Source organism: Chryseobacterium vaccae, assembly GCF_009602705.1.
Lineage (GTDB): Bacteria > Bacteroidota > Bacteroidia > Flavobacteriales > Weeksellaceae > Chryseobacterium > Chryseobacterium vaccae.
Window position 1 is genome coordinate 4849265 of record NZ_VSWH01000001.1, and the last position, 21656, is coordinate 4870920.

Sequence of the window (21656 nt, forward strand, 5' to 3'; positions counted from 1 at the left end):
TCCATAAAAATTAATGTTTTATAAACCGTTTGAAAATAGAATTAAATAATTATTTTTGCTCAACTTAACAAATATTAAAAAAATATTAAAATATGGCGTCAGGCTTTTTTGCAATTTTAGATGATATTGCAGCATTGATGGATGATGTGGCAGTTACCAGTAAAATAGCGACACAAAAGACAGCAGGAATTTTAGGGGATGACCTTGCCGTAAATGCCGAAAAGGCAACAGGTTTTCTTTCTTCCCGCGAAATTCCGGTGTTATGGGCAATCACCAAAGGCTCATTCATCAATAAACTGATTATTCTTCCCGTTGTATTCCTTCTCAACTGGCTTTATGCTCCTGCCATTAATTATGTATTGATTGCCGGAGGATTATATCTGGCATTTGAAGGCGTTGAGAAAATCATAGAATTTCTTTTTCACCGGGATAAAAAAGGCCACGAAGTTGTAGAAGAAATTGTAGAAGACGAAAAGAGTGATGAAGAAATAGAAAAAGCAAAGATAAAATCGGCCATTACCACAGATTTTATTCTATCTGTTGAAATTGTCATCATTGCTTTAGGAACGGTTTTGGAAGAAAGTCATCCTTTCATTACCCAGATTTTGGTGACGAGTTTGGTTGCTTTTATCGCTACAGTAGGAGTATACGGAATTGTTGCTTTGATTGTAAGAATGGATGATGCAGGATTTAAATTAATCAAAAAGAGCAATGACAAAGGCTTCTTCGGAATGCTTGGACACTTCTTAGTGAAAGCCTTACCTGTTGTTATTAAAGCTTTGGGAGTTATTGGTACCATTGCTTTGATTATGGTAGCCGGCGGTATTTTCTCACACAGAATAGAATTTCTTCACTATGTTTTACCTTCCTGGTCTTCTAATGAAATGCTTACTATTCTAAAAGAAATTATCCTAGGGCTTGTAGGAGGATTATTTGCCGTAGCACTTTTCACGATGGGAAAAGGTGTTGTTTCTCTGGTAAAGAAGAAATAGAAATTTGATATTTAAATAAACGTATCGGCGCGGCTTCGAAGAAGCCGCGCCGATACGTTTATAACCAAAAAAAGAGACTAACAAAAGTCTCTTTCACGATGAATAAAATGATTTATTTCCTTGCCATAAAGAAATAATTAATTGACTATAATTGATAAAAAGCTCAGCAGTAATCTACTGCTGAGCTTTTTTGTATTGATATTATTTGTGATTATTGAGGTCGTCAGATCTTTTACTTACTAAACCTAACAGGTCTCCGAGACCTGTTAGGTTTTTAATGAGCCTGAGAAAATCAAAGCACAAAAAAGAGACCCTAAGGCCTCTTTTAATTATCAATTTAACATACCACAAAAGCTTTTCACATCCTTGTTGAAAAAATAAAATACAGAAATAAAATCAGTTTGTTTTTTAGTAAGATTGATTTGTTTTAAAAACTTTTCATGTGCAATATCAAAAGTTTCGTCATGTAATTTTGAAAATTGTATTTGCATAGTAGGATCAGGATATTTTTTTCTTGCAACAGTATAACAAGAATCATCAATCTCAAATTCTCTTTTCATAAAGTCACAATAACTTAAATTTATTTTATCAAGAGAGTCTAAAAGAATCGTAAGTTGCGTCTGATCCTTTTTATGTTCTAATTTAGGCAGTATTTTTTCGCGAAACTCATCATTGGGCAGAGTATATATTTTTGTTTTTGTTTTATTTCTGTTCTCTGAGCTTTGTATTTCTTTTTTACAGGAAATAATCAGCATTAGCAGACAGCAGAAATAGACTATACCTTTTTTCATGGATTTTAATTTTAATCAAAGGCTAAATTAAAAACCAATTACCACAAACAAAAAAGGATTCCCGTAAGAATCCTTTTGTATTTTAATTGAATAAATCTTTCACTTTGTCAAAGAAAGTTTTTTCCTTTCCGGATGGTTCTGCAACCATATCTCCGCTGTTCATCTGCTTTTCAAAGAAATCTTTCTGTTCCTTATTAAGCTTTTGCGGGGTCCATACATTGATGTGGATGAACATATCGCCTTTTCCGTAGCTGTCAATGCTTGGAAGACCTTTTCCTGCCAATCTCAGAATTTTTCCGGATTGAGTTCCCGGGTCAACCGTGATTTTCACTTTTCCGCCAACGGTTGGAACTTCTTTCTTAGTTCCTAAAGCAGCTTCTGCAAATGAAATGTATAATTCCTGATGAAGGTTGTCGCCTTCTCTTTTGATCGTTTTATCAGCTTCCTCTTCAATGATCACCAATAAATCACCCGGAATTCCACCGAAAGGAGCATCATTTCCTTTTCCTCTGACATTAAGCTGGATACCGTCTCTTGCTCCCGCAGGAATATTGATGGTCACTTCCTCCTCATCTTTGATTAGTCCCTGAGCATTAGCTCCGGCAGGAATTTTATCAGCTACTTTCCCGATTCCTTGGCAGGTTCCGCAGGTAGTCTGGGTCTGCATCTGTCCAAACATGGTATTCATCACTTTAAGCTGAACACCGGATCCGTTACAGGTAGGACATGTTTTTGAAGTAGCCCCTTCAGCCATCTTCATTTTTTTAACTTTGATGGTTTTCTGAGTACCATTTACCATCTCTTCAAGGCTCAGCTTGATTCTGATTCTTAAGTTAGAACCTCTTGCCTGCTGACGGCCACCGCCGCCACCGCCGAAACCTCCAAAACCTCCACCGAAAATATCTCCGAACTGGCTGAAAATGTCTTCCATATTCATGCCACCTCCGAAGCCTCCGCCTCCGAAACCACCGTTACCGCCTACTCCGGCATGACCAAACTGGTCATATCGGGCACGCTTCTGATCATCGCTCAGGATTTCGTAAGCCTCTGCAGCTTCTTTAAATTTTTCTTCAGCTTCTTTGTCGCCCGGATTTTTATCAGGGTGATATTTGATAGCCATTTTTCGGTAGGCTTTCTTTATTTCGTCGCCTGAAGCAGATTTGCTGATCTCCAGAACCTCGTAATAGTCTCTCTTTGACATAATGCTTATAACTGATTACTGATAAATGATAATTGATGTCTATGGCGTAGTGCTTAAAGCATTTGCTAATCAATTATCTCTCATCATTTATCATTATTTAATATTAGTTTCCTGTTACTACTTTTGCGAAACGGATTACTTTATCGTTCAGGGTATATCCGGTTTCAATAACATCTACGATTTTGCCTTTCAGATCTTCTGATGGGGCTGGAATCTGTGTGATCGCCTCATGGAAGTCTACATTAAAGCTGTCACCGGCTTTTACTTCCATTGTTTTTAAGCCTTTTTCCGTCAGTCTGTTCTTAAATTTCTGATAGATAAGTTCCACACCCTGAAGATCAGCTGGATTCCCGTTCTTAGCGATTTCTTTCAATGCTCTTTCGAAGTCATCTAAAACTCCAAGCATAGAAACCATCATGTCCTGGTTGGCATACTGGAAGAATTCCATCTTCTCTTTAGCCGTTCTTTTTTTATAGTTTTCGAATTCAGCATACAATCTGATGTAACGGTCTTTTTCTTCTGCCAAAAGTTCCTCTGCAGAAGGTGAAGCTGTCACATTGTCTTCAGATGCTGTTTCATTCTGAATATTGTTCTCTTCCTGATTATTGATGCTTTCTTCGTTAATATCCTGATTTTCCATAATTCAATATTTATTTACACAATGGTTTGACAAAGATTCTGCCAAATGGAAAAATCAGGACATTAAGGCAGAAAAAAGAGAAGAGAAAAAATTGTCAATGATGAATAGTGAATAGTCAATTTCTTAACAGCTCAAACAATCATTCAATGATTACTCATTATTCTCATGTAAACGTCTGGTACAATAAATATAGATTCAGAATAATAATGATCACGGAAATAACCCATACACAGACCTTAAGGAAAGGCTTGTTGGCAAATTCACCCATTTTGGCTTTGTCGTTCGTAAACATAACGAGCGGAACCACTGCAAAACTCAGCTGCATGGACAAGATAACCTGACTCAGTACCAGCAGATCCGTAGTTCCCTGTTCACCATAAATAATAGCAACAATCAGAGCCGGGATAACCGCAATTAGTCTTGTAATTAACCTTCTTAGCCATGGCTTTAACCTGATGTTTAAAAAACCTTCCATGACGATCTGTCCGGCAAGAGTTCCGGTAAGGGTAGAATTCTGCCCTGATGCCAGAAGCGCAATAGCAAAGGCTATACTTGCCATAGAAGCTCCTAAAATAGGGGTGAGCATTTTATAGGCGTCGTGAATATCTGCTACATGTTCATTTCCTGTAGTGTGGAATGTTGCCGCAGCAAGGATAAGAATGGCAGCATTGATGAAAAATGCCAGCATTAATGAAACTGTACTGTCTAAAGTGGCAAATTTGATAGCCTCTTTTTTTCCTTCCCGGTCCCGCGTATAATCTCTGGTCTGTACAATGCTGCTGTGCAGGTACAGATTATGAGGCATTACAGTGGCTCCCAGAATTCCGATGGCAATATATAGCATAGCCGGATTCTGAATAATCTCTTTCTGAGGAACCAATCCGCCAAGAATTTCATTAAATGCCGGTTTTGAAATCACAATTTCATAGACAAAACAGGAGAGGATGATGAAAATAAGCCCTCCTACAATACTTTCGATCCACCGGAAACCTTTGGCCTGAAGAAGCAGGATAATCAGAACATCTACAGTGGTAATAACGATTCCCCAGGTCAGAGGAATATGAAACAGGAGGTTTAATGCAATGGCGGAACCAATGACCTCGGCGAGGTCACAGGCAGCGATGGCAATTTCACAGAATATCCATAAAATAAAATTAGTGGTAGGACTGAAGTGATCCCGGCAGGCCTGCGCAAGGTCTCTTTCTGCAACCACCCCCAGTTTTACGGAAAGGTGCTGGAGAACCATGGCAAAAATATTAGAAATAAGGATAACCGAAAGCAGAGTATATCCAAATTGGGCTCCTCCGGCAATATCAGTTGCCCAGTTTCCGGGGTCCATATAGCCTACAGCAATCATGAGTCCGGGACCTGCAAAAGCAAGGTACTTCCTCCAGAAGGTCGCTTTTTTAGGGACCTTAATCGAGGAGTAGGCCTCAGGAAGTGAATGAGCGGTTTTCTCTTTTCGCCAGGCGTTCTTTATATTGAAATTCATAAATGTTAGAAATGACTAACAAATTTAATTAAATAAATGTAAATACAAGAATAAGTACAAGAAAAATCCCGGAAAATTACTTTCCGGGATCTTATTTTTATTAATTCTAAAGAGAATTATTTTGCGAATCTTACCGCCATTTTTCTGTCTGCAGCTCTTTCTGCATCAGAAGCTTTAGCGTCTACCGTAGCAAATTTACTTCCGTAACCGTTAGCTTCCAGAACCTGAGCGCCTACACCTGCTTTTGTTACAGCAGCTTTGATGAACTCAGCTCTTTCTTTAGATAATTTCAGGTTAGCTGCTTCATTTCCTGTTTTATCAGTATAACCTCCGATTTTAACTTTAGCTTCAGGGAATGCTTTTAGAATTGCTACTAAATTATCAAGCTGTCCCTGAGAACCAGCTTCCAGTTCAGTAGAGCTTCCCATTTTGAAATTTACATGGTCAAAATTATACCACTTATCTTTTAAGGCAGCATCATCTGCGGCATTTTTATATCCTCCTGATTTTAGGAAAGCAATCATCTGGTCTTCCATTCCTCCTTTGTATCCTTTCAGCATAACCCCATTAAGATCGATGTTTTCATCTGTCTTGGTGGCTGCCGGAGCTGCTGTTGTAGAAGCAGAAGTATCCGGTGGAGTGGCTGCCGTAGATGAATCCATAGAAGATCCTGTAGAATCTGTTGCTGTAGTAGTTGTGGTGGTCTGTTTTTTCTCACATTGCTTCCATAAGAAATAGCCGGCGGCAATTAACAGTAAAAGCGGAAGCAACCATTTCCAGATTGAACCTCCGCCTTCATTGTTGTTATTTCTGTCAGGATCTGTTCCTGTAGGTGTAGTACTTCTTGTTACCTCTATTTTAGGCTCTTCACTGGCTGCAGCTGTTGCGGTATCGTTGTCATTACCAAACTTGTACCCTTTAGCCCAGTCGCCGATATTCAGTGATGCAAGAGAAAGTCCTGCAGGCAGTAATGAAGAAATAATACCTTTCTGGTCATTCAGTAAGCCTGAAATACCAGATTTATCCAGATTATTATCTGCAGCATACTTACCTATAGAACCTACCGTAGCTCCTGTTACCAGATTCAGCAGTGAACTGGATGAGTTATTGCTGATTCCTGCAAAAGTGGCAATAGAGTTCACAATTCCGCCTACTTTATCTCCAAAGATGGAAGTCAGAAGGTTAGATATCATAGGATTATTAGAAGCACCTCCTAATAAATTTCCTAAAATTCCGCTTGACGAAGCACCGGTTATTGCATCTAAAACTCCCGGATTGTCTGCGTTGTTTGCCAGTCCTCCTACCACAGCAGGCAGTAAACCTCCAATTGCTTTTGAAATACCGGATTCACTTTCTCCAAACTGGGAAGCTGCTTGTGAAACCAAAGCCGGACCTAGCTGTCCTTTAATTAAATCAATGACATTTAAAGACATAATAAATTATTTTGAGATTAATGTTCCATAAATTTAAACAAAAATCTGTCCAAATGTCACTTTTTTTAAATATTTATTTGAATTTCGTCTAAATTTTTGGAAATTAACAAAATTATTAGTAAGCTTTTGCGAATAATACACGTCTTTTAGAAGGTTTTCCTGAAATCATGGAAATTCCCTCTTCAATGTCATCATCTAAAGGAATACATCTGATTGTGGCTTTCGTTTCATCCTTGATCTGCTCTTCCTCTTCAGCTGTTCCGTCCCAATGTGCATAGATGAAACCTCCTTTTCCTTCAAGAACGGTTTTGAATTCCTCGTAGGTATCCACTTTCGTGATATTATCTTTTCTGAAGTTTAATGCCTTTTCAAAAATATCTTTCTGGATGGTTTGTAGTAACTCTTCAATGTAGCTGTCCAGCCCTTCAATTGAACGTACTTCTTTGGTAAGATTGTCTCTTCTTGCAATTTCAACAGACTTGTTTTCCAAATCTCTTGGTCCCATTGCAATTCTTACCGGAACTCCTTTCAGTTCATATTCTGCAAATTTCCAGCCCGGTTTGTTCTGAGTATCATTATCAAATTTCACAGAAATTCCTTTAGCTTTTAATTTAGCCTGAATATCCAACGCCACCTCACTGATCTGCGCAAGCTGTTCGTCTCCTTTAAAGATTGGAACAATTACAACCTGGATCGGTGCAAGAGTAGGAGGAAGCACCAAACCGAAATCATCAGAGTGGGTCATGATCAAAGCTCCCATCAGACGGGTAGATGTTCCCCATGAAGTTGCCCATGCGTGTTCAATTTTTCCTTCCTTATTGGTGAACTTCACATCAAAAGCTTTTGCGAAATTCTGTCCCAGAAAGTGGGATGTACCGGCCTGAAGAGCTTTTCCGTCCTGCATTAAGGCTTCAATACAGTAGGTTTCATCAGCACCGGCAAATCTTTCAGAAGGTGTTTTCAACCCCTGAATTACTGGCATAGCCATGAAGTTTTCCGCAAAATCAGCATATACCTGGTTCATTTTTTCAGCCTCTTCTACAGCTTCATCCTTGGTAGCATGTGCCGTGTGCCCTTCCTGCCATAAAAATTCTGCCGTTCTTAAAAATAGACGGGTTCTCATTTCCCAACGTACAACATTAGCCCATTGGTTGATCAGGATCGGAAGGTCTCTGTAAGACTGGATCCAGTTTTTATAAGTGTTCCAGATGATGGCTTCAGAGGTAGGACGTACGATAAGTTCTTCTTCCAGTTTCGCATCCGGGTCTACAATAAGTTTAGAAGGGTTGTCAGGATCTGTTTTTAATCTGTAATGGGTAACCACTGCACATTCTTTAGCAAAACCTTCTGCATTTTTCTCCTCAGCCTCAAACAAACTTTTGGGCACAAAAAGCGGGAAATAAGCATTTACGTGACCTGTTTCTTTGAATTTTTTATCCATTTCATCACGCATTTTTTCCCAGATTGCATAGCCGTACGGTTTGATCACCATACATCCCCGCACTCCAGAGTTTTCAGCTAGGTCAGCTTTTACAACCAGCTCATTATACCATTTGCTGTAATCTTCGCTTCTTGAGGTTAATTTTGCCATTATTTTTTTTAAATTTTTTTAACTTTTGTACATTATTGTAATCTAAAAATAAAGATCTATTTTTGATAGATTTTTTTACCAGTGTTTGGTACATTTTTGGTACAGATTGCAAATATAATTTAAATTAAAAATTTATACGTTATCATGAAAAAAAATATACATAAAAATTTGCTTGGTTTGTTAAAGTCCAAAGGGATTTTAGCCATATCGGGCGGATTGCTGCTTGTGTCTTGTGGCGCTCAGATGGGCGGATACACAGAGACAGACGGGGTGTACTATGACCCGAATAAAGATACGCTGCCAGAAGGAGTAATTATCAATGATGGCGGAAACCGAGTAGGCGAAAATTATGATTATTATCAGGATTCCAATGTGATTCAAAATGCAGAGGCTAATGCGAAGGAGCGTGATAACAGATACAATTCATGGAGTGATGTTAACCTGAATATGAATGCTACAGATTCAGACTGGGGTAATTTTGCCGGCTCACAGACTAACTATTATGACAATTCCTGGGGATGGGGAAATCCTTGGGGATGGTATGGAGGCTATAACCCTTATTGGGGTTGGAACCGTGGCTGGGGTATGGGATTATCCTGGGGTTGGGGTGGATCATTCGGTTGGGGCTGGGGAGGCTCTATCGGATGGGGAAGCCCATACTGGGGATATGGCTACTCACCTTACTGGGGAGGATATTATGATCCGTTCTGGGGCGGAGGTTACGGCTACCCTTATTGGGGTGGTGGTTACTGGGGCCACGGATATTATAACAGACCCATTTACAGAAGAAGCGGCGGAGGAGGCTTCAGTAATCCTGGCTTAACCAATGCGGTATACAATACCAATACTTACAGAGGCGGATTCAGAAACAGTGGAGATGCTGTAAGAAGTTCAAACAACGGTTTCAGAAACAGCAATAGCTCAAACAGCGGATTCCGTAATTCAAATACGAATGGAGGCTTCAGACAAGGGAATTCAAACGGTGGTTTCAGACAAGGAAACACGAATGGAGGATTCAGAAATCAATCTCAGCAGTCTGGCGGATTCCGTAATTCAAATTCTCAGCCAAGACCTAATTACACTCCGCAGAGAGATAATGGAGGGTTCAGGAATGACAGTGGATTCAGATCGAACGGAGGCTTCAATAACAGCAGCTCAGGAGGAGGCTTCAGAGGAGGCGGTTCTTCAGGCGGCGGTGGCGGTTTTAGAGGCGGCGGCGGTGGCGGCGGTTTCAGAAGCGGCGGCAGATAATTATAAACTCAATAACTATTAAAAGAATAATGTTAAAAAAATCTTTAGTATTAACGGGCATTGCTGCAGCTTTTTTTGCGCAGGCTCAGGATGTTTCTGTATTAAGGAATACTGTAGAGGCTTATTCCGGTTCTTCTATGACAGGTTCTGCAAAATTCAATGCAATGGCAGGATCTAACGGAGCTTTGGGAGGTGATGCCAATTCCTTGCTTACTAACCCCGCTGGTTTAGGGGTTGCTATTTCAAGTGAAGTTTCCGGAACTTTATCCATTGCAGGAAATAGGAATAAAAGTACCTGGAACGGTTCTACAGTAAATTATAGCAAGACAAACACTGATGTAGGGAATATCGGAGGGGTAATTACCTTCCCGCTTATGACTGAGACAGCCTGGAAGTTTGTCAATATCGGGATCAACTATTCCAATCAATCATTAGATAATTATATAGAATCCTCTGGAAGTAATAACCTTATCACAGATTTCAATGATGGTAAAAGTGCATCATTAGCGGGTCATGCTTATAACAGATACGGAAATCTTTCCAAAACAAGTTTTGGGGTTGGAGCGAATTATAATCATAGTGTATATATTGGTGCCGGCTTAAATTTCTTCGGAGCATCTATTGATCAGTATGATACAGCTGCTTTTCAGATGGTTGATAACGGATCTTTAGAGTTTTTCGACAGACAGAATACTCCTTTTTCTGAAAGATCTACAGGTTTTTCAGCTTCACTAGGGGTTATCGGAAAGTTAAATCCTAATTTCAGAGTAGGAGCTTCCATTGAAACGCCTACTTTCTGGTCTATTGACAGGGAATATAACTTCTATAATGATCCTCAGCGGGGAGATGGTATCGGTGGAGAGAATCAGAAATTGACCACGCCGCTTAAAGCCACTGTGAGTGCAGCATTTGTAGCAAGCAAAAACTTTTCATTGAATGTGGACTATACCTTAGGGGTTACAAGACCTAAGTATAAGGTATATTCCGGAACAGAAAGTGATTTGAACAGCTTCTTTAAAGATAATTATAAGAATATTTCAGAAGTAAGAATCGGTGCGGAATACAGAATCAAACAATTCAGACTAAGAGGTGGATATTCTTATACATCCAATCCTTTTGATGCTTTAACGGTAAGTCAGCTGAATCCTGATGCTTCTGTTGCGGACAGATCGTACAGCAATATGATGTTGAATGACAGAAACCTGGCTTCTTTCGGATTAGGATATGATTTCAAGTCATTCTATATTGATGCATCTTATCAGTATGTTACTTCCAGCTATAGCAATCCTTATTTAAGAGGGATTGAAACGGGAGATCCTGCTACAGATACAGCTTATTATTCTAGTAATAGAATCTTAGGATCAGATCATTTTGTAGTAACTGATGTGAAAAATAACAGAAATAACTTCTTTGTTACATTCGGCTGGAAATTCTAATTCCAGATTGTGTAATGAGTGATTAAATTGAGGCTCCGGACATTGTCCGGAGCTTTTTTATTGGGCGTATTTTAAGATTAAATGCTGAAAGAAGGAGACTGACAGCTACTTTTAATTATAGATATTGAAGGCTACTTAAAAAAGATAAAAACAGGTCAATATTTTTTATTATGGATGATCTTCATAACTTCCTCCTTCCATCTACGTGCTTCAAACCTGACTGATATTAATGATGATGTCCCGCATGAGGGTGGCTGTGGAAAAGATGCATAACCAGAGCGAGAGAAACCCCTACAATGACCAGTCCGATCTTGATCCAGTCAATATTATGGTTTTTGTTGCTTTCAAAAATGATAACAGATGAGATATGAAGAAAAATTCCGCCTACAATGGCCAGAAAATAGGGCTGAAGATCCGGATTGAAGTAATTCCCCAAAAGCATTCCCATAGGCGAAGCCAGAGCAAACAAAGCAACAATCAGGAGTGACGGATATGATGATCCTTTGGATTCATTTTTTCTGTTGAATAAAAAGGCCCCAAGAATAAATGAAATAGGAAGGTTATGAAATAGAATTCCCAAGAGATAAGGTGAAAGCTCGTGCTCTTCATTAGCTAAAGGAATTCCTTCAATAAAGGCATGAACAAATAACCCTACCATTAAGGCTACCGGAAGAATATTGTGCTCATTGTGATGGTGAAAATGACCATGCTCAAAGCCTTTTGTCAGCGCTTCAAGGATCATCTGCAGAAGAACCCCTGCAATCACGAATATTCCAAGATTACTGCCTGCTTCGGAGGTATACACTTGAGGGAACACTTCATTCAGACAGATCGTAATCAGGAATCCTGCACTCAGAACCAGCAGATTTTTGGCCAGTTTTTCCTTCTTCCCGAAGTGTTTTCCGAGAAATACTCCTGCGATCACACTTAGGATCAGTAAAAATACCGTCATCATTATTTTTTCTTAAATAAATTAATACATCTTGGTGAGATATCTTTAGAGAATTCATTTAACTGGTAATCTCCCCAGACTTTTATTCTTTCGAAACCACAATCTGCTGCATAAGAATGGATCTCTTCCAGTGAGTGAAGTTTTACTTTTTCAAAGAAATGAAAAGGTTTTCCGTCTGCTTCAAAGCGAATGTCTTTGATAATATGCCTGCCTTCGATCTTTTTAAGGATCTTAAATTCAATATCACCGCGTTTTACGGAGGCTTCAGGAATTAAAGTTTTTCTCACGTATTCTTCATTCAGATAATCCAGAACAAAGTATCCTTCGGATTTCAGGGCATTGTACACAGACTGAAAGACTTTTTTATCGTCATTTTCATTGTCGAAATATCCAAAGCTTGTAAATAAATTGAAGACTGCATCCATAGGATCAGCATCAATCGGATTTCGCATATCATGCACGTCGAAAATAAGCGTCTGGTTTTCAAATTGTTTATCAAATTCTATACTCTGTCTGGAAAGATCAAGTCCCAGTACATCGTAGCCCAGTTTATTCAGAAAAACAGAATGTCTTCCTTTTCCGCAGGCCAGATCAATGATTCTGGATGAAGGCGGGAGCTGAAGGTCTTTTGTCAGTGCTGTAATAAAGTTTTCTGCTTCCGTATAGTCTCTGTTATTGTAGAGAAGATGATAATAAGGGGTATCAAACCAAGATTCAAACCATTCCATAATACAAAAATAACTAAATTTGCGCTGTTAAAAGCAAAGTATTTGCATTTTGAAAGATTGACAGGATCAATGGAATTTTGAATTTTGATAGCTAATCTTTTAATTTTTAAATCATTAAATCTTTTAGCACCTTAATTATGGATACAGAAAATCTACAGATTCAGATAAAAACATTCTTCGGGCTGGAACAGATTTTGGCAGAAGAAGTCAAAAAGTTAGGAGGAAGAAAGGTAGAAGTGAAAAACAGAGCGGTTAATTGTGAGGGTGACCTTGGCTTTCTTTATAAAGTAAATTATTCGGCGAGAACAGCTTTGAAAATTTTGATCCCGATTCATGAATTTAAAGCGTTCAACCAGCATCAGTTTTACGATAGACTTTTTAAGGTAAACTGGGAAGAATTCATGGATGTTGATCAATCTTTTGCCATTGATGCTACAGTGAATTCAGAAACATTTAAGCATTCACAGTTTGTGACCCTTAAAATGAAAGATGCCATTGTAGACTATTTTCAGGATAAGTTCAAGAGACGTCCTAATGTAGAAACAAGATCGCCGGATATTAAATTTCACCTGCATATCGATCGTGAGCTGATTACCATTTCTTTAGATTCTTCCGGAGACGCTTTGTTTAAAAGAGGATACAGGAAGGAGCAGGGCGAGGCGCCTATTAATGAGGTTCTTGCCAGTGGAATGCTTCAGTTAGCAGGATGGGACGGAAAAGGGAATTTCCTTGATCCGATGTGCGGTTCGGGAACACTTCTGATTGAAGCGGCAATGATTGCGATGGATCTTCCTGCACAGACTTTCAGAAAAAGATTTGCTTTCCAGAACTGGAAAAATTATGATGCTGATTTATTTGCCAAGATCAAAGAATTCCGCATCAACAGAGTAAAAGAATTTACCGGAAAAATTGTCGGCTATGATATTGATGCCCGTATGCTGAACGCAGCGAGAATGAATATTGAAGCGGCAGAAATGGAAGACGTGATTGAAGTAAGAAAACAAAACTTCTTTGATTCTAAAAAAGAACTTTTCCCTTTACTGATGGTATTTAACCCTCCTTATGATGAAAGAATCTCTATCAATGATGACGATTTCTACAAGAAAATAGGAGATACTTTCAAAACCCATTATCCAAATACATTGGCATGGCTGATTTCTTCGGACCTTGAAGCGGTGAAAAAAATTGGGCTTCGTCCATCCAGAAAGATTAAGCTTTTCAACGGAAAACTGGAAACACGATTCCTGCAGTACGAAATGTATGAGGGAACAAAGAAAGTTCATAAAATTGAAAACCCTAAATAACAGATCAACCTTCCATCCCGGAAGGTTTTTTTATTATTTTATGAAAAGAATTTTTATTTTTGTCTAAATTCAAATACACTATGGCCCTGGATTTTGTAGATGTTATAGACTTTATATCGAATCTTATTTCACTAGGAGGAACATCATCATCCAATCACCATTATGATGACCAACCTGAGAAGAATAAAAAAATAAAATATCTTACGGAAAAAGCCAGTGCTGCTTTTGTTGTTGCGGCTTCTGTATTGCTGTTTTTTGTTTTTAAAGATCCGCTTCCGCCGGAAAACTACAGCCAGACTCTTATTATTGCTTCACTAATCGGGATTGCGGTTTCAGGCATCCTGTTTTTTATTTTATACATTGCAGAGCTTTATTATTTTAAAAGTCTGTTCAGGCTGCTTCTCTTCAGTGGTTCAGTAATCTTGTTTTTTATTTCACTGGTTCTGTGTATTTACTTTAAATCCGGTCTGTTTGTTTAAATAAAAAAGCTCCCTGAAAAAAGGAGCTTAAGTATTGTAAAAACTGGTTTCAGACAGTACTATTTTATAAAGTTGTTTTGGTAAACATCTGAACAGACATATATCCTCTTCCCCAGTTAAAATTCGGATCCGCAGTAGCCCACATGTTAAATCTGATGGTTGAAGTATCCGCAGTAGGTTCTACATAGCCATTTAAAGCATAAATAACGTTGATTGGGGTAGCTGTATTATTAACAACAGTATCACCTACTGTTGCATTTACTGAGGCCATTCTTGACGCTACTCCTGTTGAAACGGCCGGAACTGTATATTTTCTGGACCCGGCCGGAAGCTCAGCTCCGTTTTTCAAAAATCTGATCCCGAAATATCCCCCGAAATTGGTTGATATGGTAGTAGTACCTATGGGAACACTGTAAGTGGTAACCAGCTTGGCCTGAGTAAATGGTGGAATGGTGATGGTAATGTTTAGTCCTAAATTGAGATTATTTACTGTGGTCCCTACAGTAACTGGCTGATCAACAGGAGCAGCTGCCGTAACGTCAAATACGTTGTCAAGCCTCCAGGCTGTTTTGTCACGCTGCTGATAAGTGATCCATTGGGGAGATGCCGGAGTTCCGTAATTGGTGTAAAACCCTTCTTCCATATTCACTGTAACATTGGTATTATAAACAATAAGACCCTTGGCAGGAGAAGGAATTGTCACTCCATCTGTAGGAGTAGATAGGCTGACGCGAGGAATAAGCATCCCCTTATTGGTAGCATCCACCTGAAATTTTGCTGAAGCATCCGGTGTTATCGTTCCTAAGGCTGCAGATCCAGCAGAGGTAACAATGAAATCGTTGGCTGTTTGGGCAGGGGTAGGAGAAGCTGCATTGTCTTTACTCCCATCTACGTGAAATGCTCCGCTAGGCGTATTTGTTCCTATTCCAACTTGGGCGTATGAAAAAATACTGAAGGCTAATAAGATAGATGTTAAATTTGTTTTCATAAATTGTACTTTTGGTTATAAAATTCTTTAAAATTAAGAATTATAAGTTAGATATAACTAATAATTAATCAACAATGTATGAATTATATTTTAAATAATTGTTTATGAGTATTTTTTTTGTTCTGATTAAAAAATGTTGGATAATCTATGGCAAAGTGTTTGCGGGTTCTTCTGTGAATAAGTAATTTTGAAAAATTTTTAATTTGAAGCCTACTATTTCCATTGTCGTTGCTATTTTCAACCGAAAAGATGAACTTTTTGAGCTGCTGAATTCTCTGTCACACCAGACAGATAAAGAGTTTGAGGTGATTATTGTAGATGACGGTTCCTTTGTAGATCTTAAACCCACCATACATAATTTTGAGGGAATGCTGGATGTCAAATATTTCCGTAAAGATAATTCAGGACCGGGTCTTACCAGAAATTACGGAGCAAAGCGGGCTCAGAATGACTGGCTGCTATTTGTTGACAGTGATGTGATCGTAGAGAAAGACTATATTGAGAATATCAAAAAAGACATAGAAACCATTCCGTGTGACGCATTCGGGGGAGCAGATAAGGCTCATAAAGGTTTTAACCTGATGCAGAAAGCCATTTCTTACTCCATGACGTCTGTTTTTACAACCGGCGGGATTAGAGGAAGTAAAAAATCTGTTTCTAAATTCCAGCCGAGAAGCTTTAATATGGGAGTGAAGAAGTCTGTTTTTGAAAAAGTAGGTGGTTTTTCCGAAATGAGAATAGGTGAAGATCCGGATCTGTCGATGACTCTTTGGGAAAATGGCTTTACAACCGCTTTTTTTGATGATATTGCTGTTTACCATAAACGCAGGGTGGACTTTGGAAAATTTTCCAAGCAGGTATATCAGTTTGGCTGTGCAAGACCTATCCTTAATCAAAGGCATCCGAATTATGTGAAAATGTCCTTTGCTTTTCCTACTTTGTTTCTTTTGGGATATATTTTAGGCTTCCTTGAGTATTTTCTTATGCAAAGGGGAATTATCCTGGCTTTTTATGGATTGTATACTTTCATGGTGCTTTTTCATGCACTGATTGTTACCCGGAACATAAGTATTGCCGGAATGGCAGTCATTTCCACCTATATCCAGATGTTTTCTTATGGTTACGGATTTTTAAAATCGTGGATATTACTGAATGTTTTCAGAATGAAGCCGGAAGAGGCTTTTCCAAAACATTTCCATACAAAATAAAAGCTGCCGGAAAATTCCGACAGCCTTTGTAACAATAAATTAAGATATGAATATAGTTTCATGGTTGAGAACGCCTGTTTTCAGCATGCATTCCCGCATTTTTTGATAAGTTCTCTCTATATCCTGATCCAGGCCTATAGAGAATCTGATAAGTCCGTCTGATATTCCCATGGCTTCACGTTCTTCCTCAGGAATTTCTGATGAGGTTGAACTTCCGGAACATGAGAATAAGGTTTTATAGAATCCAAGGCTTACCGCTAAGTATCCTAAGTTTTCCTGCTGCATCATTTCCATGAGTTCATTGGCTTTATCGGTTGTTCCGGCATCTAATGTCAGCAGTCCGCCGAACCCATAGTCTTCATGCATCATGCTTTTCATCAGTTCATGATCTTTGTGAGAAGCTAACCCCGGGTAAGATACTTTTAAACCATCTTTTTCAAACCTTTCAGCAAGGTATAGGGCATTGTAGCTATGTTGTTTCATTCTGATGTGGAGTGTCCTCAGGTTCTTCAGGATGCTTGCCGAACGGAAGCTGTCCATGGTAGGTCCCAGAAGCATGCAGGCTCCGTTATTTACGTTTTTAGTATCATTAATAAATTCCTGGCTTCCACAGTATACTCCGCCAACAGTATCGCTGCTTCCATTGATGAATTTAGTAAGGCTGTGGATCACAATATCTGCTCCCAGTAATTTCGGTGAAACGGAAAGAGGGGAGAAGGTGTTGTCTACGATCAGCTGTAAACCATGTTTTTTACAGATTTCAGAAAGTTTTCTCAGATCTGCAACTTCCAGAAGCGGATTGCTTACGCTTTCGCAGTAAATGATTTTAGTACTTGGCTTTATGGAATTTTCGATAGACTCAAAATTGCTGATGTCTACGAAAGTGGTTTCAATATTGAAAGGAGGCAGGAAGTTCTTTAAAAAAGCATACGTTCCTCCATAAATGGTTCTGCTGGAAATAATATGATCTCCGCTTTTACAGATTTGCATCAAAACTGACGTAATAGCACCCATACCTGATGCTGTTACATTGGCTGCTTCGGTGTTTTCCATTTTAGCCAGAGCCTGTGCCAGATAAAGATTCATCGGGGATGAATGTCTGGAATATAAATAGCATCCTTCTGCATTTCCTTCAAAAGTATCGAACATGGTTTTTGCAGAAAGAAAAGTATAAGTAGAGCTGTCAGAGATCGAAGGATTTACTCCTCCGAATTCACCAAAATACTGAAGATCCTGAATCTCATTCGCCGCATTAAAATTTTCCATAAGCTTTAAGTTTTATTGATGGCCTAAATATGCTTTGTTTTCAGAATTATTACAATATAAATTTAAATTTGTAGAATATAAATCTATTAATTCCGTTTTACTTAGAAAATATGTTTGTTATCTTTGAGAATGTTAAACTTTTTCCAAAAAAACATCTATGAATTTTGATGAAACAGATAAAAAACTGCTCGTGTTACTTCAGGAAGACTGCAAGCAAACCACCAAAGAACTGTCTTACAAGCTTGGACTTTCTGTTACAGCCGTATACGAACGGGTAAGGAAGCTTGAAAATCTGGGCGTGATCTCAAAGTATGTAGCTCTTCTTGACCGGCATAAAGTAAACCGGGATTTTATTGTACTGTGTCATATAAAATTAACGCAGCACAAAAAGGAATTTGTGATGCAGTTTGAAAAGGAAATCATGAACCTTAACGAGGTTACAGAATGTTTTCATGTAAGTGGAGATTATGATTACATTCTTAAAATAGGGGTGAAAGATATGCAGGATTACAGAAATTTTATGCTAACCAAACTGACCGCTTTGCAACATATTGCGAGTACTCACAGCTCATTTATGATCTCTGAGGTGAAAAATACAACGGCTATTGAGCTTTAATTATTGAAATTCCGGCGCTTAGATTAAAACTCCGTGTTTCGATGCAATGGGTTCAGGAAGGTCGGTTTCTCCCGTCATTTGAAGTAGGTCAATTTCAATGGTTCTGCATATCGAAAGCATTGGGACATCAAACATGAGCCCGGCGAAAGGGTTTTCAGAATAATCTCCCACCAATTCCATGATGATGTAAATCCATCCGATGATGATACAAAAAGGAATAGAAGCCCAGATTCCAAAATCTCCCAGTTTAGCAAATTCATTAACAAGTCCCAACGGAAGCAGCATAATAAAAAGAATATTGAAGACAAATGCTGTACTGGCGAACTGTCTTGGTGAAGGGAATTTTTTAATTCTTTCCGCCTGTCCCTGAAAACCGTAGAATTCATTCAGGCAGGTCTGGAGCTGCATCTGGTTGAATTCTGTGATAGCATTCATATTTTTTAATTCATTGATGTCTTTTGCCTGTTGTGAGTTCAGATAAGTGGCAAAGTTTTTATAATCATCCTTAAGATCATATTCTTCTTCTGAAAGATATTTGTGCAGGAAAATAGGAGCTCTTCCGTAGTCGGGAAAACCAGCTTTAATTAGTCTGTTTCTTCTCAGGTTTATATTTCCGAATTTATTTTCCGAGCTGATATGCTCCCATTCGGTAGGAACCAGAAGCTGCTCACGGAAAGTATAGAGCCACGCAATATGACGGTAGACAATTCTCCTTTTCCGGTCTTCAAGATCAAAGGTTCCTATTTCTTCGTTCTTTGTATCGAACGCATAGATCATTGAAGCAAAAGACCGGCTGGAATTCACAATGCCTCCCCAGATCTTTCTGGCTTCCCAAAGTCTGTCGTAAGCCTGGTTGTTTTTAAAACCTACTAAAAAGGCCTCCGCTGTACCAATCAAAGCTACGGGAACCCATGGTATGATCATCCACTCCCAATTGAAAAAATAAAAAAGAACGGCGATCAGGGTACACCATATGCTGATCAGGATCAGATGAGCGCCGGATAGATTGAGAACCTGTCTGTAATTGACATATTTCGTTGTGATCATAATGCTTCAGGAAATTTGATGTGCATATAAACAAAATGGATACCAAAAATGAGGCACCCTTCTGTTTATTAAAATTAATAAAAAAAACCTCTGATTTTTCAGAGGTTTCAATATTTAATAATTAAGCATTTCTTCTATTTTAATGCTGAGTTTTTCAGCATTCGGAAGCATTTCTTTTTCCAGAACAAGGTTGATTGGAACAGCCGGAACATTCAGTGATCCCATGGTTTCTACCGGAGCATCCAGATATCTGAAGCAGTTTTTAGAAATACGGTGTGCAAAAGCTTCTGCGAATGAATTGTTAAGCTGTTCTTCAGTTAGAACGATACATTTTCCGTGTACTTTTACTCTTTCAAACACAAGTTCTTCATCTAATGGAATTAAAGTTCTAAGGTCTATAACCTCAACTCTTCCGTTAAAGTTCTTAGCAGCTTCTTTAGCCCAGTAAACGCCCATTCCGTAAGTAACTACAAGTAATGTTCTGCCTTTTTCGGTTTCGTTCTGATCAGCTTCAATAATTACTTTTCCTTTTCCGAAAGGTAGGATATAATCTTCTGCAGGTTCAATGGTTTTGGCATCTTCAGTTCCGGGAACCTTGCTCCAGTACAGACCTTTATGTTCCAGCATAACAACTGGATTCGGGTCATAATAAGCGGCTTTTAAAAGTCCTTTGAAATCTGCAGCGTTACTTGGGTAAGCTATTTTAATTCCCTTTATATTAGCTAAGATACTTTCTACACTTCCGCTATGGTAAGGACCACCTCCGCCATAAGCACCAATCGGTACACGGATGATATTGCTGACGGGGTATTTTCCGCCACTTAGGTAGCTTGACTTTGAAATTTCTGTGATCAACTGGTTGATTCCAGGATAAATATAATCGGCAAACTGAACTTCAACAATCGGCTTTAATCCAACAGCACTCATTCCTGTAGTGGAGCCTATGATATAAGCTTCCTGAATAGCTGTATTGAATACCCTCTTATTTCCGAATTTTTTTCCTAAAGTAACGGTTTCACGGAAAACTCCTCCGATTCTTTCCCCAACATCCTGTCCGTATAGCAATGCTTCCGGATGTTTCCACATCAGCTCCTGGATCGCGTGAATGGCTGCGTCTACCATAACGATTTTTTCACCGTCTGCAGGTTCTCGGGTTCCTGTTTCTTCAGTTATAGGGGTAGGGGCGAAAACGTGCTGCATAACCGTTTCAGGTTTTGGGTCTTCAGCATTTTTTGCTTTTTCGAAAGCTTCTTCAGCTTCAAGACGGGCTTTTTTCGTGATCTGTTTTAAAAGATCCTCATCTGCTCCTGATTCCAGTAAATGTTTTCTCAGAATTTCTCCAGGATCTTTTGCTCTATGTTTGGTTAAATCTTCTTCATCTCTGTAGAATTCTCTTCTTACTCCTGAAGTATGATGCCCGATAAGTACAGTTTTTGCACAAACTACTAAAGGCTTTCTTTCATTTCTTACGAAATCAACCGCTTTTTTCATCGCTTCAAAACTTTCCACGAAGTCTGTTCCGTCTACACGCATTCTGCTAAGACCGGTAAATCCAGCCACGAAATCGTAAGCGTCGCAGGTTCTTGCCTCTTCTTTGGTTACGGAAATCCCCCATTCATTATCCTGTACGAGGAATATGATCGGAAGCTGATGTAAGGCTGCAAATTGTAAAGCTTCACTCACTTCGCCTTCCGTTACCGAGTTGTCTCCAAGACTGCATACAACAACCGGATTGTTTTCGAAATTCTGTAAATTGAATTCCTGAATGTATTTTATTCCCTGAGCAACACCAGTGGTAGGAATTGTCTGCATTCCTGTGGCTGAACTCTGGTGAATGATTTTAGGTTTATCTTCGTCTCTGCTTGAAGGATGGGAATAATACGATCTTCCTCCTGAAAAAGGATCTTCTGCCTTAGCTAATAGCTGAAGCATTAATTGATAAGGTTCAAACCCGATTCCTAAAAGAATACTTTCGTCTCTGTAGTAAGGCGAAACCCAGTCCTCTTTTTTTAATTGGTATGCGGTAGCCAGCTGAATAGCTTCATGACCTCTTGAAGTACTATGAACATATTTACATATATTTCTGTTTTCTTCATAGATGTCTGCCATTGCCTTAGCCAGCATCATATGATTGTATGCTTTTAGCAGGATATCCTGAGAAACCTTTTCGTGAAGTGTATTTTCCATAGATAGCAAATATACATAAAAAAACAAAATACTAACAAGTGTTAGTATTTTGTG

At 38.8% G+C, this 21656-nt stretch carries 19 protein-coding genes; 7 read left to right on the top strand and 12 right to left on the bottom strand.

From position 1 onward, the window contains the following. Positions 1–92: 92 nt before the first annotated feature. Positions 93–992 (top strand): DUF808 family protein, encoded by a 900-nt coding sequence (locus FW768_RS22285; protein ID WP_153399364.1) that lies wholly within the window; start codon positions 93–95, stop codon positions 990–992. A 332-nt stretch (positions 993–1324) separates the two neighbouring features. On the opposite strand, the gene FW768_RS22290 is transcribed toward FW768_RS22285, so the two are convergent. The 6 genes from FW768_RS22290 to proS form a co-directional block, all read right to left on the bottom strand. Further along, entirely contained in the window at positions 1325–1783 is a 459-nt protein-coding gene (locus tag FW768_RS22290; RefSeq protein ID WP_153399366.1) for a hypothetical protein, read from the bottom strand. Between the two features lie 82 nt (positions 1784–1865). Continuing rightward, the gene (gene dnaJ / locus FW768_RS22295; protein ID WP_153399368.1) at positions 1866–2984 is read right to left on the bottom strand and encodes a molecular chaperone DnaJ; all 1119 of its coding nucleotides are present in this window, start codon (positions 2982–2984) and stop codon (positions 1866–1868) included. Between the two features lie 103 nt (positions 2985–3087). Continuing rightward, on the bottom strand, positions 3088–3624 hold the full coding sequence (locus tag FW768_RS22300; RefSeq protein WP_153399370.1) for a nucleotide exchange factor GrpE: 537 nt from the start codon (positions 3622–3624) through the stop codon (positions 3088–3090). Between the two features lie 163 nt (positions 3625–3787). Next, positions 3788–5116 carry an Nramp family divalent metal transporter gene (locus FW768_RS22305; protein WP_153399372.1) on the bottom strand — a complete coding sequence of 443 codons (1329 nt, stop codon included), beginning with the start codon at positions 5114–5116 and terminating at the stop codon, positions 3788–3790. Positions 5117–5232: 116 nt separating this feature from the next. Beyond that, a complete protein-coding gene (locus FW768_RS22310; protein WP_153399373.1) occupies positions 5233–6549 on the bottom strand; it encodes an OmpA family protein in 1317 nt (438 codons plus the stop codon). A 115-nt stretch (positions 6550–6664) separates the two neighbouring features. After that, complete coding sequence (proS, locus tag FW768_RS22315; RefSeq protein WP_153399375.1) at positions 6665–8140, bottom strand: proline--tRNA ligase; 1476 nt, start codon at positions 8138–8140, stop codon at positions 6665–6667. A gap of 144 nt (positions 8141–8284) precedes the next feature. On the opposite strand from proS, the gene FW768_RS23950 reads away from it, so the two are divergent. Further along, positions 8285–9391, top strand: a complete 1107-nt coding sequence (locus FW768_RS23950) for a prolyl-tRNA synthetase (RefSeq protein WP_153399376.1) — start codon at positions 8285–8287, stop codon at positions 9389–9391. Positions 9392–9420: 29 nt separating this feature from the next. Next, entirely contained in the window at positions 9421–10827 is a 1407-nt protein-coding gene (locus FW768_RS22325) for an OmpP1/FadL family transporter (protein ID WP_153399378.1), read from the top strand. Between the two features lie 226 nt (positions 10828–11053). Here FW768_RS22325 and FW768_RS22330 read toward each other — a convergent pair whose 3' ends face one another. Together FW768_RS22330 and FW768_RS22335 are read right to left on the bottom strand one after the other, a co-directional pair. Further along, positions 11054–11779 carry a ZIP family metal transporter gene (locus tag FW768_RS22330; protein WP_153400029.1) on the bottom strand — a complete coding sequence of 242 codons (726 nt, stop codon included), beginning with the start codon at positions 11777–11779 and terminating at the stop codon, positions 11054–11056. 2 nt (positions 11780–11781) lie between these two features. Continuing rightward, complete coding sequence (locus tag FW768_RS22335) at positions 11782–12507, bottom strand: class I SAM-dependent DNA methyltransferase (protein ID WP_153399379.1); 726 nt, start codon at positions 12505–12507, stop codon at positions 11782–11784. Between the two features lie 137 nt (positions 12508–12644). On the opposite strand from FW768_RS22335, the gene FW768_RS22340 reads away from it, so the two are divergent. Both FW768_RS22340 and FW768_RS22345 read left to right on the top strand, forming a co-directional pair. After that, positions 12645–13811: a THUMP domain-containing class I SAM-dependent RNA methyltransferase gene (locus tag FW768_RS22340; RefSeq protein WP_153399381.1), complete on the top strand. Its 1167-nt coding sequence runs from the start codon at positions 12645–12647 to the stop codon at positions 13809–13811. Positions 13812–13870: 59 nt separating this feature from the next. Further along, positions 13871–14290 (top strand): branched-chain amino acid ABC transporter substrate-binding protein, encoded by a 420-nt coding sequence (locus tag FW768_RS22345; RefSeq protein ID WP_231128775.1) that lies wholly within the window; start codon positions 13871–13873, stop codon positions 14288–14290. Positions 14291–14354: 64 nt separating this feature from the next. Here FW768_RS22345 and FW768_RS22350 read toward each other — a convergent pair whose 3' ends face one another. Further along, positions 14355–15278 carry a hypothetical protein gene (locus FW768_RS22350; RefSeq protein ID WP_153399383.1) on the bottom strand — a complete coding sequence of 308 codons (924 nt, stop codon included), beginning with the start codon at positions 15276–15278 and terminating at the stop codon, positions 14355–14357. 203 nt (positions 15279–15481) lie between these two features. Between FW768_RS22350 and FW768_RS22355 the strand changes: the two genes are divergently transcribed. Further along, entirely contained in the window at positions 15482–16486 is a 1005-nt protein-coding gene (locus FW768_RS22355) for a glycosyltransferase (protein ID WP_153399385.1), read from the top strand. Positions 16487–16525: 39 nt separating this feature from the next. On the opposite strand, the gene FW768_RS22360 is transcribed toward FW768_RS22355, so the two are convergent. Further along, complete coding sequence (locus tag FW768_RS22360; protein WP_153399387.1) at positions 16526–17752, bottom strand: aminotransferase class I/II-fold pyridoxal phosphate-dependent enzyme; 1227 nt, start codon at positions 17750–17752, stop codon at positions 16526–16528. Between the two features lie 157 nt (positions 17753–17909). Here FW768_RS22360 and FW768_RS22365 point away from each other — a divergent pair, with 157 nt between their 5' ends. Next, positions 17910–18368, top strand: a complete 459-nt coding sequence (locus FW768_RS22365) for an Lrp/AsnC family transcriptional regulator (protein ID WP_153399389.1) — start codon at positions 17910–17912, stop codon at positions 18366–18368. A gap of 18 nt (positions 18369–18386) precedes the next feature. Here the strand turns inward: FW768_RS22365 and FW768_RS22370 are convergent, their stop codons facing one another. Next, the gene (locus FW768_RS22370) at positions 18387–19415 is read right to left on the bottom strand and encodes a bestrophin family protein (protein WP_153399391.1); all 1029 of its coding nucleotides are present in this window, start codon (positions 19413–19415) and stop codon (positions 18387–18389) included. Between the two features lie 114 nt (positions 19416–19529). Beyond that, positions 19530–21602, bottom strand: coding sequence for an alpha-ketoacid dehydrogenase subunit alpha/beta (locus FW768_RS22375; RefSeq protein WP_153399393.1), 2073 nt, complete (start codon positions 21600–21602; stop codon positions 19530–19532). Between the last annotated feature and the right edge of the window lie 54 nt (positions 21603–21656).

Bases quoted from the DNA above. Each gene is read 5' to 3' on its own strand.
- FW768_RS22285 (WP_153399364.1), top strand. From the start codon at position 93: ATGGCGTCAGGCTTTTTTGCAATTTTAGATGATATTGCAGCATTGATG.
- FW768_RS22290 (WP_153399366.1), bottom strand. From the start codon at position 1,783: ATGAAAAAAGGTATAGTCTATTTCTGCTGTCTGCTAATGCTGATTATT.
- dnaJ (WP_153399368.1), bottom strand. From the start codon at position 2,984: ATGTCAAAGAGAGACTATTACGAGGTTCTGGAGATCAGCAAATCTGCT.
- FW768_RS22300 (WP_153399370.1), bottom strand. From the start codon at position 3,624: ATGGAAAATCAGGATATTAACGAAGAAAGCATCAATAATCAGGAAGAG.
- FW768_RS22305 (WP_153399372.1), bottom strand. From the start codon at position 5,116: ATGAATTTCAATATAAAGAACGCCTGGCGAAAAGAGAAAACCGCTCAT.
- FW768_RS22310 (WP_153399373.1), bottom strand. From the start codon at position 6,549: ATGTCTTTAAATGTCATTGATTTAATTAAAGGACAGCTAGGTCCGGCT.
- proS (WP_153399375.1), bottom strand. From the start codon at position 8,140: ATGGCAAAATTAACCTCAAGAAGCGAAGATTACAGCAAATGGTATAAT.
- FW768_RS23950 (WP_153399376.1), top strand. From the start codon at position 8,285: ATGAAAAAAAATATACATAAAAATTTGCTTGGTTTGTTAAAGTCCAAA.
- FW768_RS22325 (WP_153399378.1), top strand. From the start codon at position 9,421: ATGTTAAAAAAATCTTTAGTATTAACGGGCATTGCTGCAGCTTTTTTT.
- FW768_RS22330 (WP_153400029.1), bottom strand. From the start codon at position 11,779: ATGACGGTATTTTTACTGATCCTAAGTGTGATCGCAGGAGTATTTCTC.
- FW768_RS22335 (WP_153399379.1), bottom strand. From the start codon at position 12,507: ATGGAATGGTTTGAATCTTGGTTTGATACCCCTTATTATCATCTTCTC.
- FW768_RS22340 (WP_153399381.1), top strand. From the start codon at position 12,645: ATGGATACAGAAAATCTACAGATTCAGATAAAAACATTCTTCGGGCTG.
- FW768_RS22350 (WP_153399383.1), bottom strand. From the start codon at position 15,278: ATGAAAACAAATTTAACATCTATCTTATTAGCCTTCAGTATTTTTTCA.
- FW768_RS22360 (WP_153399387.1), bottom strand. From the start codon at position 17,752: ATGGAAAATTTTAATGCGGCGAATGAGATTCAGGATCTTCAGTATTTT.
- FW768_RS22365 (WP_153399389.1), top strand. From the start codon at position 17,910: ATGAATTTTGATGAAACAGATAAAAAACTGCTCGTGTTACTTCAGGAA.
- FW768_RS22370 (WP_153399391.1), bottom strand. From the start codon at position 19,415: ATGATCACAACGAAATATGTCAATTACAGACAGGTTCTCAATCTATCC.
- FW768_RS22375 (WP_153399393.1), bottom strand. From the start codon at position 21,602: ATGGAAAATACACTTCACGAAAAGGTTTCTCAGGATATCCTGCTAAAA.